Annotated in this window: 14 protein-coding genes and 1 riboswitch; of the genes, 12 read left to right on the plus strand and 2 right to left on the minus strand. The window is 73.2% G+C overall.

What is annotated here, in order from left to right; all coding sequences use genetic code 11:
- Nucleotides 1–150: 150 nt before the first annotated feature.
- Nucleotides 151–281: riboswitch (cobalamin riboswitch) on the plus strand.
- A 95-nt stretch (nucleotides 282–376) separates the two neighbouring features.
- The 8 genes from C2142_RS10855 (at nucleotide 377) to C2142_RS10890 (ending at nucleotide 11,029) form a co-directional block, all read left to right on the plus strand.
- Nucleotides 377–1,384, plus strand: a complete 1,008-nt coding sequence (locus tag C2142_RS10855; RefSeq protein ID WP_241002504.1) for a cobalamin biosynthesis protein — start codon at nucleotides 377–379, stop codon at nucleotides 1,382–1,384.
- On the plus strand, nucleotides 1,381–2,898 hold the full coding sequence (locus C2142_RS10860; protein WP_148642445.1) for a cobyric acid synthase: 1,518 nt from the start codon (nucleotides 1,381–1,383) through the stop codon (nucleotides 2,896–2,898). Before C2142_RS10855 ends, C2142_RS10860 begins: the two co-directional genes overlap by 4 nt.
- A complete protein-coding gene (locus C2142_RS10865; RefSeq protein ID WP_148642446.1) occupies nucleotides 2,891–4,990 on the plus strand; it encodes a putative cobaltochelatase in 2,100 nt (699 codons plus the stop codon). Before C2142_RS10860 ends, C2142_RS10865 begins: the two co-directional genes overlap by 8 nt.
- 4 nt (nucleotides 4,991–4,994) lie before the next feature.
- Nucleotides 4,995–5,600, plus strand: a complete 606-nt coding sequence (cobO, locus tag C2142_RS10870) for a cob(I)yrinic acid a,c-diamide adenosyltransferase (protein WP_148642447.1) — start codon at nucleotides 4,995–4,997, stop codon at nucleotides 5,598–5,600.
- 19 nt (nucleotides 5,601–5,619) lie between these two features.
- Nucleotides 5,620–6,993 carry a cobyrinate a,c-diamide synthase gene (locus tag C2142_RS10875; RefSeq protein WP_148642448.1) on the plus strand — a complete coding sequence of 458 codons (1,374 nt, stop codon included), beginning with the start codon at nucleotides 5,620–5,622 and terminating at the stop codon, nucleotides 6,991–6,993.
- 206 nt (nucleotides 6,994–7,199) lie between these two features.
- Nucleotides 7,200–8,654, plus strand: a complete 1,455-nt coding sequence (locus C2142_RS10880) for a M6 family metalloprotease domain-containing protein (RefSeq protein ID WP_206670979.1) — start codon at nucleotides 7,200–7,202, stop codon at nucleotides 8,652–8,654.
- Nucleotides 8,655–8,807: 153 nt separating this feature from the next.
- Nucleotides 8,808–9,281 carry an OsmC family protein gene (locus C2142_RS10885; protein WP_148642449.1) on the plus strand — a complete coding sequence of 158 codons (474 nt, stop codon included), beginning with the start codon at nucleotides 8,808–8,810 and terminating at the stop codon, nucleotides 9,279–9,281.
- A gap of 185 nt (nucleotides 9,282–9,466) precedes the next feature.
- Entirely contained in the window at nucleotides 9,467–11,029 is a 1,563-nt protein-coding gene (locus tag C2142_RS10890; protein ID WP_241002505.1) for a D-alanyl-D-alanine carboxypeptidase, read from the plus strand.
- Nucleotides 11,030–11,102: 73 nt separating this feature from the next.
- On the opposite strand, the gene C2142_RS10895 is transcribed toward C2142_RS10890, so the two are convergent.
- Nucleotides 11,103–11,828, minus strand: a complete 726-nt coding sequence (locus tag C2142_RS10895; protein ID WP_148642451.1) for a TetR/AcrR family transcriptional regulator — start codon at nucleotides 11,826–11,828, stop codon at nucleotides 11,103–11,105.
- A 158-nt stretch (nucleotides 11,829–11,986) separates the two neighbouring features.
- Here C2142_RS10895 and C2142_RS10900 point away from each other — a divergent pair, with 158 nt between their 5' ends.
- Together C2142_RS10900 and C2142_RS10905 are read left to right on the plus strand one after the other, a co-directional pair.
- Nucleotides 11,987–13,069 (plus strand): alpha/beta hydrolase, encoded by a 1,083-nt coding sequence (locus C2142_RS10900; protein WP_148642452.1) that lies wholly within the window; start codon nucleotides 11,987–11,989, stop codon nucleotides 13,067–13,069.
- A 200-nt stretch (nucleotides 13,070–13,269) separates the two neighbouring features.
- Nucleotides 13,270–14,385, plus strand: coding sequence for a hypothetical protein (locus tag C2142_RS10905; RefSeq protein WP_148642453.1), 1,116 nt, complete (start codon nucleotides 13,270–13,272; stop codon nucleotides 14,383–14,385).
- Nucleotides 14,386–14,461: 76 nt separating this feature from the next.
- Here C2142_RS10905 and C2142_RS10910 read toward each other — a convergent pair whose 3' ends face one another.
- The gene (locus C2142_RS10910; protein WP_148642454.1) at nucleotides 14,462–15,196 is read right to left on the minus strand and encodes a hypothetical protein; all 735 of its coding nucleotides are present in this window, start codon (nucleotides 15,194–15,196) and stop codon (nucleotides 14,462–14,464) included.
- Between the two features lie 208 nt (nucleotides 15,197–15,404).
- Between C2142_RS10910 and C2142_RS10915 the strand changes: the two genes are divergently transcribed.
- Both C2142_RS10915 and C2142_RS10920 read left to right on the plus strand, forming a co-directional pair.
- Entirely contained in the window at nucleotides 15,405–16,211 is an 807-nt protein-coding gene (locus C2142_RS10915) for a serine hydrolase (protein WP_148642455.1), read from the plus strand.
- Nucleotides 16,212–16,232: 21 nt separating this feature from the next.
- Nucleotides 16,233–17,192, plus strand: coding sequence for a hypothetical protein (locus tag C2142_RS10920; protein WP_148642456.1), 960 nt, complete (start codon nucleotides 16,233–16,235; stop codon nucleotides 17,190–17,192).
- Nucleotides 17,193–17,308 lie beyond the last annotated feature (116 nt).

Genomic DNA, 17,308 nt, shown 5'->3' on the forward strand with positions numbered 1-17,308 from the left:
ATGCCCCTGCGGGGGGTGATGATCAGAGGTAGCGACGGGGCCGAAATCGGGGCGGGAACCGTGCAGACCGTGTGACCAACCCCTCCGTGACCTTGGTTGACTCGCGGTTCGGCCGCGTGATGGGATCCTTCAGCCAATACGGAGGCATGCAGAGGAAGCCGGTGCGAGTCCGGCGCGGTCCCGCCACTGTCACCGGGGAGCACGTTCGGAACAGCCACGGCGGGCCGTCAGAAGCCGCTGGAAGGCCCGGGGGTGCGTCCGACCCGGAAGCCAGGAGACTCTCGCCCCCGGTACGTCGATCCAGGGCGCGGACCCTGAGTGAGGACACGCACGCGATGCAGGCTGCCCCGACCCTCCGAGCTCTCTGCTGTCCGCCGTGCGCCCGCTGACCCGCGCCGCGGCCTTCGCGCTGGGCGCCGTCGCGGGATACCTCGCCGACGCCCGGTTCGCCGACCCGCGCCGCGGCCACCCGGTGGCCGTCTTCGGCAGCGCGGCCGGCCGGCTGGAGAAGCGGCTCTGGCGCGACGACCGGGCCGCCGGCACCGCCTACACCGCGCTCTGCGTGGGCGCCGTCACGACCGGTGCGGTGGCCGCCGAGCGCGTCCTCGGCCGCCGTCCGGCGGGGCGGGCCGCGCTGGCCGCCGCCGCGACCTGGACGGTGCTCGGCGGCACCTCGCTGACCCGCGAGGCCCGGACCATCGGCCGCTCGCTCGCCGCGGGGGACCTGACGGCGGCCCGCGAGCGGCTGCCGCACCTGTGCGGGCGCGACCCGAGCGCGCTGGACGAGCAGCAGATCGCCCGCGCGGTGGTCGAGTCGGTCGCCGAGAACACCGCCGACGCCGTGGTCAACGCGCTGTTCTGGGGCACGGTCGCGGGCACGCCCGGGCTGCTGGCGTTCCGGGCCGTCAACACCCTGGACGCGATGGTCGGCCACCGCTCGCCGCGGCACGCCCGGTTCGGCTGGGCCTCGGCCCGGCTGGACGACGTGGCGGGCTGGCCCGGCGCCCGGCTGACCGCCCTGCTGACGGTGGCCGCCGCGCCCGAGCCCCGGACCGCCTGGCGGGTCTGGCGGCGGGACGGCTCCGCGCACCCGAGCCCCAACGCGGGCCAGGCCGAGTCGGCCTTCGCCGGCGCGGTCGGCGTCCGGCTCGGCGGCACCCTGCGGTACGGGGACGGGGCCTCCCCGGGGACGGCGGTCCCCCCGGCCGAAGGCCGGGGGAGGGTCGAGCACCGGCCGGTGCTGGGCGGGGAGCTGCGGCCGGTCGGGGTGGACGACATCGAGCGGGCCTGTGTGCTGTCCCGGAGGGTGGGCGCGCTGGCGCTGGGTACGACGGTCGCCGGGCACCTGCTGCTCCGGGCGGCCCTCAGGAGGGGAAAGGCATGAGCAACGCACTGCTGGTCGCCGGAACGACCTCGGACGCGGGCAAGAGCGTGGTCACCGCGGGCATCTGCCGCTGGCTGGCCCGGCAGGGCGTCGGCGTCGCGCCGTTCAAGGCGCAGAACATGTCGCTGAACTCCTTCGTCACCGCCGACGGCGCCGAGATCGGCCGTGCCCAGGCGATGCAGGCCCAGGCCGCCAAGGTGGAACCCGAGGCGGCGATGAACCCGGTGCTGCTCAAGCCGGGCGCGGACGGCCGCAGCCAGGTGGTGCTGCTCGGCCGGCCCGTCGCCGAGGTCGGCGCGCTGGACTACCGCGAGCGCAAGCCCGTCCTGCTGGAGCGCGCCCTGGAGTGCCTGGCCGACCTGCGCAGCCGCTACGACGTGGTGGTCTGCGAGGGCGCCGGCTCGCCCGCCGAGATCAACCTGCGCGACCGCGACATCGCCAACATGGGCCTGGCGACCGCCGCCGGACTGCCCGTCGTGGTGGTCGGCGACATCGACCGCGGCGGGGTGTTCGCGGCGATGTACGGGACGCTGGCGCTGCTCTCGGCGGAGGACCAGCGGCACGTGGCCGGCTGGTTCGTCAACAAGTTCCGGGGCGACGCGCGGCTGCTCGCGCCCGGCCTGGAGATGCTGCGCGAGCTGACCGGCCGCCCGGTGCTGGGCACCCTGCCGATGCTGCCGGACCTCTGGCTGGACGCCGAGGACTCGCTCGACCTGTCGACCGTGGTCGACCGGACCGCCGGGCGCGGGCCGCTCGGCGCGGACGTGCTGCGGGTGGCCGTGGTGCGCTTCCCCCGGCTCTCCAACTTCACCGACCTGGACGCGCTGGCCCAGGAGCCGGGCGTCCTGGTCCGCTGGGCCACCCGGCCCGAGGAGCTGGCCGACGCCGACCTGGTCGTGCTGCCCGGCACCCGGGCCACCGTCGCCGACCTCGCCTGGCTGCGCGAGCGGGGCCTGGAGCCGGCGCTCAAGGCGCGGGCGGCGGCGGGGCTGCCCGTCCTCGGGGTCTGCGGCGGCTACCAGATGCTGGCGCGGGAGATCGTGGACGAGGTCGAGTCGAAGGCCGGCGCCGTCGACGGCCTCGGGCTGCTGCCCACGCACGTCCGGTTCGGCGCGGAGAAGGTGCTCGGCCGGCCGGTCGGCGAGGCGTACGGGCAGCGGGTCGAGGGGTACGAGATCCACCACGGGATCGTCGCGGTGGAGGGCGGAGAGGCCTTCCTGGACGGCTGCCGGGTGGGTTCGGTCTGGGGGACGACCTGGCACGGCGCGCTGGAGAACGACGGGTTCCGGCGCGAACTGCTGCGCGAGGTGGCCGGGTTGTCGGGCCGGGCGTTCACGCCCGCGCCGGACGTCTCGTTCGCCGAGGCGCGCGAGGCCCGGCTCGACCGGCTGGGCGACCTGATCGAGGAGCACGCGGACACCGACGCGCTGTGGAAGCTGATCGAGGGCGGGGTGCCGGCCGCGGGTTCGCTGCCGTTCCTGCCGCCCGGGGCCCCCTTGGAGAATCATGAGTGACGTCCGCTACCCCTTCACCGCGATCGTCGGCATGGCCGACCTGCGGCTCGGGCTGCTGCTCAACGCGGTCTCCCCGGCCGTCGGCGGCGTGCTGGTGCGCGGCGAGAAGGGCACCGCCAAGTCGACCATGGTGCGCGCGCTGGCCGGCCTGCTGCCGTCCATCGCCACCGTCGACGGCTGCCGCTTCGCCTGCGACCCGGCCGCGCCGGACCCGCACTGCCCGGACGGCCCGCACGCGGGCGGCGCCTCGTCCGAACGCCCGGCCCGGCTGGTCGAGTTGCCGGTCGGCGTCTCCGAGGACCGGATCGTCGGCTCACTCGACCTGGAGCGGGCGCTCGCCGAGGGCGTCAAGGCGTACGAGCCGGGGCTGCTGGCCCAGGCGCACCGCGGCGTGCTCTACATCGACGAGGTCAACCTGCTCCAGGACCACGTGGTGGACCTGCTGCTGGACGCCGCCGCGATGGGCCGCTCCTACGTCGAGCGCGAGGGCGTCTCGGTGCGGCACGCGGCGAGGTTCCTGCTGGTCGGCACGATGAACCCGGAGGAGGGCGAGCTGCGGCCGCAGCTGCTCGACCGGTTCGGCCTGACCGTCGAGATCGCCGCCACCCGCGACCCGGCGGAGCGCGCCGAGGTGGTCCGCCGCCGGCTGGCGTACGACGCCGACCCGGCCGGCTTCGCCGCGCGGTTCGCCGAGGACGAGCGGGAGCTCGCGCTGCGGATCACCGCCGCCCGCGAGCTGCTGCCGAAGGTCGGGCTCACCGATGTGGCACTCCGTCAGATCACCGCCGTCTGCGCGGCGTTCGAGGTGGACGGACTGCGCGCGGACATCGTGATGGCGCGCACCGCCGTCGCCCTGGCCGCCTGGGCGGGCCGCACCGAGGTGCTGGAGGAGGACGTCCGCCAGGCCGCCCGGCTGGCACTGCCGCACCGCCGCCGTCGCAACCCCTTCGACGCGCCGGGGCTGGACGAGGAGCAGCTGGAGCGGACGCTGGAGGAGCACGCCCAGCCGGAGGAGCCGCAGCCCGGGGAGCCGGAGGGCGAGGACCCGCGGCCCGGGGAGCCGGAGGGCGACGGCCCCGAGGACGACGGCCCGGGCCCCGACGGCGGCGGCCCCGACAACGGCGGTGGCGGCGGCGCGCCCGAGCCCGCCGGACCGGAGGCCCCCGCGGGCGCCGACGCCCCCTCGGACGCCCCCGACGCCCCCGGGCAGCAGCCGGTACCGGCCCAGCACCCGGCCCCCGCACGGGAGTCCGCCCCGGTGGCGGCCGGCGAGCCGTACCGGACCAGGCTGTTCAAGGTGGACGGCACCGGGAAGGGTGCCCAGGGGCGCCGCTCCCCCGCCGAGACCGACGGCGGCCACGCCATCCGCGCCCGCCGCCCGCAGGGCCGGCTGGCGCATCTGCACCTGAGCGCCACCCTGCAGGCCGCCGCGCCGCACCAGGTGGCGCGCGGCCGGGCGTCCCGGGCGCTGCTGCTGCACAAGGACGACTTCCGCGAGCAGGTCCGCCAGGGCCGGGAGTCCAACCTGGTGCTCTTCGTGGTGGACGCCTCCGGCTCGATGGCGGCCCGGCAGCGGATGACCGCCGTCAAGGGCGCGGTGCTCTCGCTGCTGATGGACGCCTACCAGCGCCGCGACAAGATCGGCATGATCACCTTCCGCGGCGCCTCCGCCGAGCTGGCGCTGCCGCCCACCTCGTCCGTCGAGGTCGGCGCGGCCCGGCTGGAGTCGCTGCCCACCGGCGGCCGGACCCCGCTGGCGGCCGGGCTGCTGCGGGCGCACGAGGTGCTGCGGGTCGAGCGGATGCGGGACCCGCACCGCCGCCCGCTGCTGGTCGTGGTGACCGACGGCCGGGCCACCGGCAGCCGCGACGCCGTCGCGCAGTCGCAGCGGGCCGCCGGGCTGCTGGCCGCCCAGGGCGTGGCGGGCGTGGTGCTGGACTGCGAGGCCGGGCCGGTCCGGCTCGGCCTGGCCCGTACGCTGGCGGCGCAACTCGGCGCCCCCGCCGTGACCCTGGACGAGCTGCGCGCCGAGGGCGTGGCCTCGCTCGTCCGCGAGAACCGTCCCAACCGTGCGATCCGAAAGGCGGCCTGATCCCATGCCCAAGGGTGTTCCCGAGAGCGTTCCCGAGGATGGCCTGACAACCCGTCAGCGCCGCACGCTGCCGATCACGGCCGTGCACACCGGCCCCGGCAAGGGCAAGTCCACCGCCGCGTTCGGCATGGCGCTGCGGGCCTGGAACCAGGGCTGGCCGGTCGGGGTGTTCCAGTTCGTGAAGTCCGCCAAGTGGAAGGTCGGCGAGGAGAACGCGCTGCGCGTGCTCGGCGCCTCCGGCGAGGGCGGCACCGTCGCCTGGCACAAGATGGGCTCCGGCTGGTCCTGGATCCAGCGCTCCTCCGAGATGGAGATGGACAGCGAGGCGGCGGCCAAGGAGGGCTGGGAGCAGGTCAAGCGTGACCTCGCCGCCGAGACCTACCGCTTCTACGTGCTGGACGAGTTCACCTACCCGATGCACTGGGGCTGGGTCGACCCGGACGAGGTGGTGTCCGTGCTGAAGGACCGGCCGGGCAGCCAGCACGTCGTCATCACCGGCCGGTACGCGCCCGAGGCGCTGACCGGCTTCGCCGACCTGGTCACCGAGATGACCAAGGTCAAGCACCCCATGGACGCCGGCCGCAAGGGCCAGCGCGGTATCGAGTGGTAGTCCGGGAAGCCTGGAGAACGTGAACATCCCCCGCCTCGTCGTCGCCGCGCCGTCCTCCGGCTCCGGCAAGACCACCGTCGCCACCGGCCTGATCGCCGCGCTCGCCGCGCGCGGGCTGGCGGTCTCCCCGCACAAGGTCGGCCCGGACTACATCGACCCGGGCTACCACGCGCTGGCCGCCGGCCGTCCAGGCCGCAACCTGGACGCCTTCATGTGCGGGCCGGAGCGGATCGCGCCGCTCTTCCTGCACGGCGCGGCCGGGGCGGACGTGGCGGTGGTCGAGGGCGTGATGGGGCTGTTCGACGGCGCCTCGGGGCGCGGGGAGCTGGCGTCCACCGCGCACGTGGCCAAGCTGCTGCGGGCACCGGTGGTGCTGGTGGTGGACGCCTCCTCGCAGTCCCGCTCGGTGGCCGCGCTGGTGCACGGCTTCGCCTCCTGGGACCCGGAGGTCCGGCTGGCCGGGGTGATCCTCAACCGGGTCGCCTCCGACCGGCACGAGCTGCTGCTCCGCGAGGCGCTGGAGGAGGGCTCCGGCGTGCCGGTGCTGGGCGCGGTGCGGCGCTCGGCGGCGGTCGCCACGCCGTCCCGCCACCTCGGCCTGATCCCGGCCGTGGAGCGCTCGGCGGAGGCCCTGAAGGCCGTGGCCGACATGGGTGCGCTGGTCGCCGCCTCGGTGGACCTGGACGCGGTGCTGGCGCTGGCCCGGACCGCTCCCCCGCTGGACGCCACGCCCTGGGACGCGGCCGCCGAGGTCGCCCCGGTCCCCGGCGCGCCCCGGATCGCGGTGGCTGGCGGCGCCGCGTTCTCGTTCTCGTACGCCGAGAACGCCGAGCTGCTCACCGCGGCCGGCGCCGAGGTGGTCCCGTTCGACCCGCTGCACGCCGACGGGCTGCCCGCGGGCACGGCCGGCCTGGTGATCGGCGGCGGCTTCCCCGAGCTGTACGTCCGGGAACTGAGCGCGAACGCGCAACTGCGCACGGCGATCGCCGCGTTCGCCGCGTCGGGCGCGCCGATCGCCGCCGAGTGCGCCGGACTGCTCTACCTCGGGCGGGAGTTGGACGGCCTGCCGATGTGCGGCGTACTGGACACGTCGGCCCGGATGACCGAGCGGCTGACCCTCGGGTACCGCGAGGCCGTGGCACTGCACGACTCGCCGCTGGCGCCGGCCGGCACCCGGCTGCGCGGGCACGAGTTCCACCGCACGGCCTGCGAGCCGGCGGCGGGCGAGCGGCCCGCCTGGGGCTGGCGGCTTCCGGCCGGACCGCACACCGAGGGTTTCGCCAGCGGCACTCTCGGCAACGTTCACGCTTCGTATCTGCACCTGCACTGGGCGGGATCCCCGCAGCTCGCCGCTTCGTTCGCGGCGGCGGCCGCGGCGCACCGGGCGGGCTGAGCGGAACCGACGGGCCTTCGGGTCTGGTGCTTTCCCCGTCCGGAGCGTCAGAATAGGGACTGATAACCGCATATCGCCCATTTCGCAACCGGCCCCGGCCAGACCCGACCGCCCCTTGGCGAGCCGACCGATTGCCGGCGACCGCCCACCCGACGGGGCCGCCGACGGCGCCCCCGGGAGTGGGCTGGCTCGAAGGAGCCGTCACGATGCGTCACACCTTAACCCCGCTGCATCACCGTCCCCACGACGACCGCCATCCCTGCCCGGTGCCGATGTCACCCAAGGCCTTCGCCCAACTCCGCGCCCGCTACCAGGACCTCGTCGAGAACCGGCGGCTGCCGGCGGACGTCACGTTCGAGCAGTACTACTACGTCTGGCGCTCCCGGCGGCGCGGCGAGAACGTCATCGGCCTCGACGACGGCGCCGTCCGTCCCGGCCCCAGCACCGGGGCCCAGCTGATCACCCGTCCGGCCAAGCAGCTGAGGGGCGAGATCCGCACCCTCGTCCTGCTGGTCGACTTCCCCGACCTCCCGCACAGCCCCGACCACACCGTCGGCCACTACGAGCAGATGCTGTTCAGCGCCGACACCTTCGCCACCGGCTCGATGCGCGACTTCTACCACCGGGTGAGCGGCTTCGACCCGGCCAATCCGGCCGCCGGCGGCATCGACGTCCAGGGCGAGGTGCACGGCTGGCTCCGGCTGCCGCACCCGCTCTCCTTCTACGCCGACGACCAGTCCGGCATGGGCAACCCGCCCCGCAACTCGCAGGGCCTGGCAGCCGACGCCCTGGCACTCGCCCACGACGAGGGCATCGACTTCACCGCCGGCTTCGACGCGCTCGGCGAGCACCTCGTCACCGCGCTGTTCATCGTCCACGCGGGCGCCGGCGCCGAACAGACCGGGCAGCCGGGCGACATCTGGAGCCTCAAGTGGAACCCGCCCGACGTGCACGGCGTCGAGGTCGCGCCCAACCTGCGGGTCCAGACCTTCCTGACCGTCCCCGAGGACTGCGCGGTCGGCGTCTGCGCCCACGAGTGGGGCCACCTGGCCGCCCGCTGGGCCGACTTCTACGACACCGGCTCCATCCAGGCGACCACCTCCAACGGCCTCGGCAACTACTGCCTGATGGCGGCCGGGTCCTGGGGCAACGACGGGATCACCCCGGCCTTCCCGAACGGCATGCTCCGGATGTTCCACGGCTGGACCGTCCCCCAGGAGGTCGCCGGCACCACCCACGGCATCGTGCTGCGGCCCGTCGCCGAGGGCGGCGACCTGCTGTTCGTCCGCAACCCCCAGCGGATGAAGGAGAGCCAGTACGTCATCGTCGAGTACCGCCGCAAGCGCGGCCAGGACAGCTTCCTGCCCGACGAGGGCATCGCCGCCTACGTGGTGGACGAGGCCATCGACAACGTCAACGACGAACACCACCTCGCCATCGAGCTGATGCAGGCCGACGGACGGCGCGACCTCGCGAAGATCTTCGGCACCGGCAACCGCGGCGACCGGACCGACCTCTACCCGGCGCTCGGCAACAGCAGCATCGGACAGCACACCGTCCCGCCGCTCAACGAGGCGGACGGCACCTGGACCGGCATCACCCTCGACATCGCCGGTACGGCGGGGGCGGACCAGATGCAGGTGGACGTGACCATCGAGTGAGGCCCGCGGACCCGGGCCCGCGCCGGCGGACCCGGGCCCACGCCAGGAGGACGCCTCCGGGCGCGGGCGCCGGCGCGGCGACCCGCCGAACCGGCCCTGGCGGACGTGCGGTTGACTGGCCACCAGTACCCCCGAGCGGAGAGGCACACTCCAATGGCCAGGCTGCACACGTACACCGCCGAGATCACCTGGACCGGCAACCGGGGCACCGGCACCAGCGACTACCGCTCGTACGAGCGCTCCCACGAGGTGGCCGGCGAGGGACTCCCGACCATCCCGGGCTCGTCCGACCCCGCCTTCCGCGGCGACCCGGCCCGCTGGAACCCCGAGCAGCTCCAACTCGCCGCACTCTCCCAGTGCCACATGCTGTCGTACCTGCACCAGTGCGCGGTGAACGGCGTCGTGGTGACGTCCTACGTGGACCGCCCGCTCGGCACCATGGAGGAGACGGCGGGCGGAGGGCACTTCACCGAGGCGGTGCTGCGGCCCCGGATCGAGGTCGCCTCGGAGGAGATGACGGAGAAGGCGCTCGCCCTGCACGACGACGCGCACCGGGCGTGCTTCATCGCCGCCTCGGTGAACTTCCCGGTGCGGCACGAGGCCGTGGTGACGGTCGCCGCCTCGTAAGCCCTACGCCTCCCGCCGCATGGCCCCACACACGGCGGCAACCGGGTGAAGGGCCCGCGCGGGCGGTCTGGGCGCGCGGGCCGGGCGGTATCGCTTCTGGGCCGAGCAGTCGTCAGGGCGGCCGCTGTCCGCCCGGAAGAGGTGGGTCCATGAGATCGAGAGCGCTTGCGCGAGGTTGGCGTGCCGTGGCCGCCGTCGTCACCGCGACGGCGGCCACCGTCGTGCCCGTCGGAACGGCGGGGGCGGCGCCGCGGCACCAGGACGGGCTGAGCCCCGACATCCTGGCGATCATGGACAAGCCGGCCTACGAGCACGCGCAGTGGGGGCTGCTGGAGATCGACGACACGACCGGGGAGGTGATCCACTCCCAGTACCCGAACCAGTTCTTCATCCCCGGTTCGACGGCCAAGCTGGTCAGCGTCTCGGGCACCTGGCACGCGCTCGGCGGGGAGCACCGGTTCACCACCCCCGTGCAGGCCGTCGGCAGCCGCAGCGGGTCGGTGCTGGACGGCACGCTGGCCCTGGTCGCGCAGGGCGACCTCACCATGGGCGGCCGGACCAAGCCGGACGGCTCCGTCGACTTCACCCCGATCGACCACACCTACGCCAACGACCTCCCCGGCGCCACGCTCACACCCGAGAACCCGCTCGCCGGGCTGGACGGGATCGCCGGCCAGGTGCGCGCGTCGGGCATCACCGAGGTCCACGGGGACGTCGCGGTCGACCCCCGGCTCTTCGCGCCCGACGCCGGACTGGACCCGACCCCGACCCCTCTGATCATCAACGACAACCTCATCGACCTGCTGACCACCGCCACCACCCCCGGTCAGCCGGCGCAGCTCAGCTGGCGGCCGCAGGTCGCGCCGTACCAGGTGGAGTCGACGGTGCAGACGGTCGCGGCGGGCGGTACGACCAGCATCGACGTCTCCGCCTCGCCGGACGGCACCCACATCACCCTGTCGGGCACCATTGCGGCCGACGCCCAGCCGACGCTGCGGGTCTCCCAGGTCCAGGACCCGAACGCCTTCGGGCGCACCGCGCTGATCGAGGCGCTCGCCCGGGCCGGCGTCACCGTCACCGCCCCGCCGACCGGACCGAACCCGGTCGGCCTGCTTCCGGACTCCTACGACGGCACGCAGCGCGTCGCCGCGTACGTCTCCCCCGTCTACGCCGAGTACGCGCGGCTGATCCTGAAGGTCAGCCACAACCTCGGGGCCAACCTCGGGATCTGCCTGATGGCCGTCACGACCGGCAGCCACCAGTGCGAGGACGGCTTCGCCGTCCTCAGGGACTTCCTGATCCAGGCCGGGATCGACCCGACCAAGGTGCAGCTGCTCGACGGGCGCGGCGGCAACCCGGTGGACCGGGTCACGCCCGATGTGGAGAACGAGATCCTGCACTACTGGCAGGGGACGCCCGAGGCGACCCGCTTCCGGGAGGCGCTGCCGATCCTCGGGGTGGACGGCTCACTGGCCTTCGCCTGCGCGGGCTGCCCCACCTGCCCGGGCAAGGGCAAGGTGTGGGCCAAACCCGGCACCGTGGCCGGCTTCGACGCCGTCAACCAGCGGCTCGCCATCGGCGCCGAGACGCTCGGCGGCTACCTCGACGCGGGCCACGGCCGGCTGCACACCTTCTACCTGGCCGTGAACGGCGCCTCGACGCAGGACATCAACACCTTCTTCGACGTCGTCAACGACCTGAACCGGATCGCCGGCCTCCTCCAGGAGCAGGCGGAGGCGCGCTCCTGACGCGCCGCCGCCGAACGACGAGGGCCCCTGGAAACCGCCTCGGTTTCCAGGGGCCCTCGCTCTGCGGCCGGCTTCAGCCCCGGTCGGCCAGCGGGGTGACCCCGTCCAGGATGCGCTCCAGGCCGAAGTCGAGCGGGTCGCCGCCCTGGGGCGCGAAGCCCCCGGCGGCGAGGGTGGCGCTGAGCGCGGGGAACCGGTGCCCGTGGCGCTCCAGGACCTCTCCGGCGAGCCGGTTCCACTCCTCGCCGCCCTCCTCGTCCGCGTCGGCGAGCTGCTGGGCGAGGTTGCGGATGTGGCCGATGATCAGCAGCACGGTGTCGTGCCGCTGCACCGCGGAGAGTCCGGTGGGGGCCAGGGCGGCCAACGCGGCGTCCATCCAGGCGAGCTGGTTGGGCCCCATGAGCTGCCGGCGCATGCCGGTGGCCGCCAGGATCCAGGGGTGGCGGCGGTACAGCGCCCAGCACTGGCGGGCCCATTCGGTCATCCGGGGGCGCCAGCCGTCCTGGTGGCCGATGGCCTCGGGGGGCGCGCCGAGGGCGGAGTCGACCATCAGGTCGACCAGCTCGGCCTTGCCGGGGAAGTACCGGTACAACGCCATGGTGGTGACGCCGAGTTCGGCGGCGACCCGCTGCATGGAGACCGCGTCCAGGCCCTCCGCGTCGGCGATCCGGACGGCACCGTCGACGATGCGCCCGGCGGTCAGCGAGGGCTTCGGCCCGCGACGGGGCTGGTCCTGCTCGCCCCACAGCAGCGCCAGGCTCGCCTTCGGGTCGCGCTTCTTCTCCCGGCTCCCGGCCATGCGGGTCCTCCTCGGTGGTTCCGGTGGTGCTTCTCGGCGGTTCTGGTGGTGCTTCCCGGCGTCCGGGCGGTGCTCCCGGTGGGCGATTGACGCCCCCTCGGAACTGTGTATAACATACACTCAATTGCGTAACCGATACACAGTTCAGGGGAGTAACCGTGATCGCCGCCGTTCTCATCGCCTCCGCCGCCGTCGCCACGCCCGTCGCCGGCGCCCTGGGTCACCGCCGCCTCAAGCAGGCCGCCGGCGCCCGCCTCCTGCGGATCGACACGCCGAACGGCATCGACGAGCAGGGCTTCGTCCGCATCGGCGGCATCGAGCAGTGGATCTCCGTCCGCGGCGAGGACCGCGACAACCCGGTGATGCTGGAGATCCACGGCGGGCCCGGCGCCTCCAACGCGATCTACGGACCGCGCACCCGGGCCTGGGAGAAGCACTTCACCGTCGTCCGCTGGGACATGCGCGGCACCGGCAAGACCCTCGGCCGCTCCGGCGCCGACGGCCAGGGCGAACTGAGCTTCGCCCGGATGTACGCGGACGCCGTCGAGGTCACCGACCATGTGCGCACCCGGCTCGGCGTCGACCAGGTCGTCCTGGTCGCCAACTCCTTCGGCAGCACCTTCGGACTGCGCCTGGCCCGCCAGTACCCCGACCGCTACAGCGCCTACGTCGGCACCGACCAGAACATCCACGACGCCGGCCGCGACACCACCGACCACCTCGCCCTGCTGGCCCGACTGCACGCCGCCGGCAAGCGCAAGGAGATCGCCGCCGTCGAGGAGATCGGCCCCGACCCGCGGACCTGGACCGCCGAGCAGCACGGCGCCTACTCCAAGATCGTCGCCACCACCGACCCGCTGACCTTCCGGACCATGAAGTCCGTGGTCATGAAGTCGCTCTGGCTCTCCCCGCTGCACACCCTCGGCGAGCTGGGCACCCTCGGCAAGGGCATGAAGCTCTCCGAGCAGATCCTCCCCGCCACCGCAGGCTTCGACGACTGGGCCGACGGCACCTGCTTCGACCTGCCGTTCTTCGTCTTCCAGGGCGACCAGGACGTCCTCACCCCGACCGACCGCGCGAAGCGCTTCCACGACGACGTCCAGGCCCCGGTCAAGGACTTCGCCCTCATCGAGGACGCCGCCCACTTCGCGTCGTTCCGCCGCCCCGACCGGTTCCTCGACCTGATGCTGACCAAGGTGCGGCCGGTCGTCACCGGTGGCCTCCGGGCCTCCTGCCGGTGAACGCCGATGCCCCGGCCACGACGGGCGGACGGGGCATCGGGTCGGCGCGGACGCCGGACCTTCTGCGGTGCGGGCGCCGGACCGCCTGCGGTGCGGGCACCCACAGGCGGGGCTAGCGTGGAAACGGCCCTTGCGGCAGGGCCACGCCGTCCTCTTCGCGGCGAAGCCCGTGCCTGTTCACCCGCCAAGGGAGGACTGCCGTGACCAGTCAGTTCACCATCGAGACCGCCGACGACTCCGGCAACGTGCTCGGACAGTCCTTCCTCACCCTGGACGGCAGCGGCGAGCCCGCCGTCGTCTACCTCGCCCGGAAGCAGAACCGCAACGCCGTCATGGTCGCGCGCAGGCAGAACGGCCAGTGGACGCACGAGGACACCGGAGGCGCCGGCCTGGACGACGGTGCGCGGATCAGCATCGGGATCGATTCCCACGACGTCCCGCACCTCGCCTACACGGACGGCCGCACCACCCACGCGGTCCACGCCGTCCGAACCGGTGGCACCTGGTCGTTCGAGGAGGTCCCCACCGGGGGCGGGATCTTCTTCAACGGCGTCAGCAATGTCTCCATGCAGCTCTACCGGCGCCTGGGAACGGGCCTGGGGGCCGACCCCGGCTGGTTCGACATGCCGGCCATCGCCTACCGCGACGCCCATCCGGACGACCACCTGGTCGTCGCGCTGAAGCCCAACAACGGCCCGTGGCAGTTCAGTACGGCCGACCCGTCACCCAGCGCGACGAGGACCGGCGTCTCGCTGGCCTACGACAGCAGCGACTCCCTCACGATCGCCTACGTCGTCGGCGTCAACGACGGCACCGACCCCTTCCCCGAGCCGCTCAAGCTGGCGTCGGTCAAGCCCACGGTGGTGGAGGGCGATCCCCCGTGGCCGCCCCCGGAGTTCACCAGCACGGTGATCGACCACTCCGTCCGCGGCGTCGAGAGCGTCTCCATGGCCCGCGGCACCTTCTTCCACATGCTGGTGGCGTACGCCGACCGCCACGAGGGCTACGTCAAGGCCTGGGTCAAGAGCTTCGGCGAGTTGGCCCCGGCCATCGAGCTGGTCGCCCGGGGCAACGGCTCCAAGGGCCCCCGGCGTCCCGCGGCGGCCGCCGGCCCCGGGGACAACCTCTTCATCGCCTACCTCGACAACGGCCAGGTCATGCTCGCCGAGCGCGCGTCCGACCACTCCTGGAACAGCCTGCCGGTGACGACCGGCGACGGCTGGCCCTCCCTGGCGTTCGGCAGCGACGGAACCGCCCACCTCGCCTACGGCACCGGGAACCTGATGTACGCCCGGAGAACCACCGCCCCCGCCTGATCGGCCGACGGGCGGGCGCCATGGGCCGGCCCCGCATCGACACGGCCGAGCGGGCGCTCTGAGAGTTGGGCGCTGCTCAGGCCCAGGTGGTGAGGTCGTAGACCGCCTCGCAGGAGGGATCGGCAGCGGACCGGCTCCGGTCGCGGTGGGCCGCCAGTGTCGCCGCGTCCCTCGGTCCGAGAACGGCGGTGAGCTTGGCGGAGACCCACCAGCCGGGCACCCAGGGCCGGCCGTCGCCGGCCGAGGTGGCCAGGTCCACCCCGATGCGACGGCCGCCGTGGTCCAAGTGGACGCGGGCGACACCCGGGGCCCTCCGCACGAAGCCGGTCAGGGTGTAGAGGTCCGGGGCGACGGAAGCCCGGGCCCCGTGCCACAGCGGGTCGCCGCCCAGGTCCGCGATCACGTAATCGAGCGCGTCGTCCACATCCGCCCGGACCTCCTGCGCCAGCAGGCCCGCCGCCAGCAGGGGCACGGCATCGACCGCCCGTCGACAGAACGGATCGGTGGGCGCGGCAGGCAGGAGCCGGTGGGACTCGCCCAGCAGAAGGGCGAGTTCGCACAGCGCACCGACGTACCACCACGGCGGCTGGGACCTCCCGTCAGGCGTGCGGACGGGGAGGTCGACCGCGGTCGCACCGGGCCCGTCGGCCGCACCACCGACCAGGTAGACCCGCACCCGGCCGGCCTCCGGCCGGACGAACCCGCACACCCGCAACGCCGTGCCCGGCAACGGTGCCGCGACATACCGCCGCAGTGCCAGCAGCGTCCGAAGCAGCCCGGCGTCGGCGGCGGGGCTTCCAGTGGGGTTCATGACGTGCCCTCCCTCGCAAGGACGTCCAATCCTCCGCAGTCACGCGTGTCGACGGTCTTCTACCAGCCCTTGCAGGCGAAGCAGCGCAATGTCATGCGACCGGGTGAGCCGGGGCGGGGACGAAGTGCGCCCCCTGCGTGAGAGCCCGACAGACGGGTAGACGACTGTCAGCCCGAGTCACCTGTCGTGGAGAGGAAGGGACGGCCCGATGGTCGATTCCGATGCAGTGCGCGCCGCAATTGCCACGCAAATCGCGGCGTTCGCGGAGGGCGGCAACGACCCTGGGGTCCGTAGCGTCCTGGTCAAAACCCTCCACGACCCGCAGTTCACCGTCGCGCACCGCGCGGACCAGGTACTTCCTGCGGCGAGCCTGGCGAAGATGATCCTGGGAGTCGCACTCTTCGAGGCGGGACGGCGTGGCGAGATCGATCTGGACGCACGAGTCCGGATCGCCGATCTGCCCGGCACGATGTATCCGAGTGTTCTCCAGGCACTTGATCCCGAGACGACCGTCACCGTCCGGGAGTTGTGCGGGTTCGCGCTGGTGACCAGTGACAATCCTGCGGCCGAGTACGTGCGGACGGTGCTGGGGCAGGACCGGATCGACTCGACGATCAAGGGCTTGCAGTTGAATTCGACCCTCTTCCCGGCTGGCTTCTCCGAAGCCGAGCTCGGACCGCTGGGCCGGGCGAACACCACGACCGCCGAGGACATGTTGCGACTGGTCGAGCACATCGACCGGACTCCGCACCTGGAACCACTCCGCCGCTATCTGGTCAACTACCTGCGCAACGACCGGATCCCGTCCCGCCTGGACGACGACGTCCCGGTCCGGCACAAGACGGGCAGTCTGCGGGGCGTGGTCAACGATGCCGGCATCGTCCTCCTTCCAGGCGCACCCGTCGCCATGGTCTTTCTCACTGATGGTCAGTCAGATAACGTTCGCACGGCGCAGGAGATCGGGGAGTTCTCCGAGCGGATTGTTCGAATCGTCGCGGAGGCGGCGGCGCACTGACGCCGTCCGCCGGGGGTGCGCATGGCTGCGTCACGGGAACAAGAAGTGCGCAAGATTCTAGTACTGGTCAACATCCTGGCGTTGACCACCGGCTTGGCATGCGTGGTGGCCGCGTCGCTACTGACGCACCAGCAGGTAGTGGCAACCGTCCTGAGCCTCATCGGCGGCGCCTTCGTCTCAGCGGCGGTGGTGACCTTGGCGATCGGATCACTGACGGTTCGCGAAACCACCGAGCAGGTGGACAGCGCAGTGCTTCGCGGCATGCAGGACGTCCTCGGACCGGTGCGCGACCCGCTGTTCGCCGCCGCGCTGTCCGCGTACCGCTACGACTGCCTCCTGACGCCTCCGCCGCCGGGAGACGCCCACCCCGACTACCTCTACCAGTGCTTCCGCATCTCCTACCGGATCGAGAAGCTCCCCAAGGCGGTGAGCATCGCGTGCCTCTCCTCCAACGATGACGCCAGCCTGGACCGCTTCACCGGGCCGGAGTTCCTGCTGCGTTGGATGATCGACGACAACCTCGACCCGGACGATCCCGGGATCTTCGCGATCGGAACGGTCCGGGTGGACAACCGGGACTTGGAGCGCAGGCCCCCGACCCATGAGGCCGTTGCGGGAGGAACGGCCAGGATCGACCACTTCGCGGTACCGCACGACGCCCAGGTCACGGTGGGCCACCTGGTCGAGTTGAGCATCACGGCCCGGAAGTACGTCGGCAACGACCGCCGGGTGCGCATCCAGGCCCAGGTGTTCCGCCACGTCACCGACGCCGAGTACCGGATCACCATCGATCCGGCCATCAGGCCGACCCGCCTGGCTGTCAACGCGTCGGAGATCAGCGCGCTCGGCGCGGCCCACGGCGCCAGCGTCCGGGCCACCTTCCCCGCGCCGTTCAACAATCTGGCCGGCCTCGTCCAGCTGCCGTTTCCCCTCCAACCGGGGAGCGTCATGGCGTTCACCATCGATCGTGACGTGCCCTGAGAGCACCGCCTGTCGTCTTTCGTCGTGGCTCGGCAGGGCCCCGCGGAGCAGCGAGGCGAGGCGGGTGCCGCCGGGGGGAGGGACCGCCGGGCCGCTAGCTCCCCGGGGGGATGGTC

This window comes from Streptomyces sp. CB01881 (assembly GCF_002953255.1).
Classification (GTDB): domain Bacteria; phylum Actinomycetota; class Actinomycetes; order Streptomycetales; family Streptomycetaceae; genus Kitasatospora.

Excerpts from the sequence above, each read along its gene's own strand:
- C2142_RS10860 (WP_148642445.1), top strand. The coding sequence starts at position 1,381 with ATGAGCAACGCACTGCTGGTCGCCGGAACGACCTCGGACGCGGGCAAG.
- C2142_RS10865 (WP_148642446.1), top strand. The coding sequence starts at position 2,891 with ATGAGTGACGTCCGCTACCCCTTCACCGCGATCGTCGGCATGGCCGAC.
- cobO (WP_148642447.1), top strand. The coding sequence starts at position 4,995 with ATGCCCAAGGGTGTTCCCGAGAGCGTTCCCGAGGATGGCCTGACAACC.
- C2142_RS10880 (WP_206670979.1), top strand. The coding sequence starts at position 7,200 with ATGCGTCACACCTTAACCCCGCTGCATCACCGTCCCCACGACGACCGC.
- C2142_RS10885 (WP_148642449.1), top strand. The coding sequence starts at position 8,808 with ATGGCCAGGCTGCACACGTACACCGCCGAGATCACCTGGACCGGCAAC.
- C2142_RS10895 (WP_148642451.1), bottom strand. The coding sequence starts at position 11,828 with ATGGCCGGGAGCCGGGAGAAGAAGCGCGACCCGAAGGCGAGCCTGGCG.
- C2142_RS10910 (WP_148642454.1), bottom strand. The coding sequence starts at position 15,196 with ATGAACCCCACTGGAAGCCCCGCCGCCGACGCCGGGCTGCTTCGGACG.
- C2142_RS10915 (WP_148642455.1), top strand. The coding sequence starts at position 15,405 with ATGGTCGATTCCGATGCAGTGCGCGCCGCAATTGCCACGCAAATCGCG.
- C2142_RS10920 (WP_148642456.1), top strand. The coding sequence starts at position 16,233 with ATGGCTGCGTCACGGGAACAAGAAGTGCGCAAGATTCTAGTACTGGTC.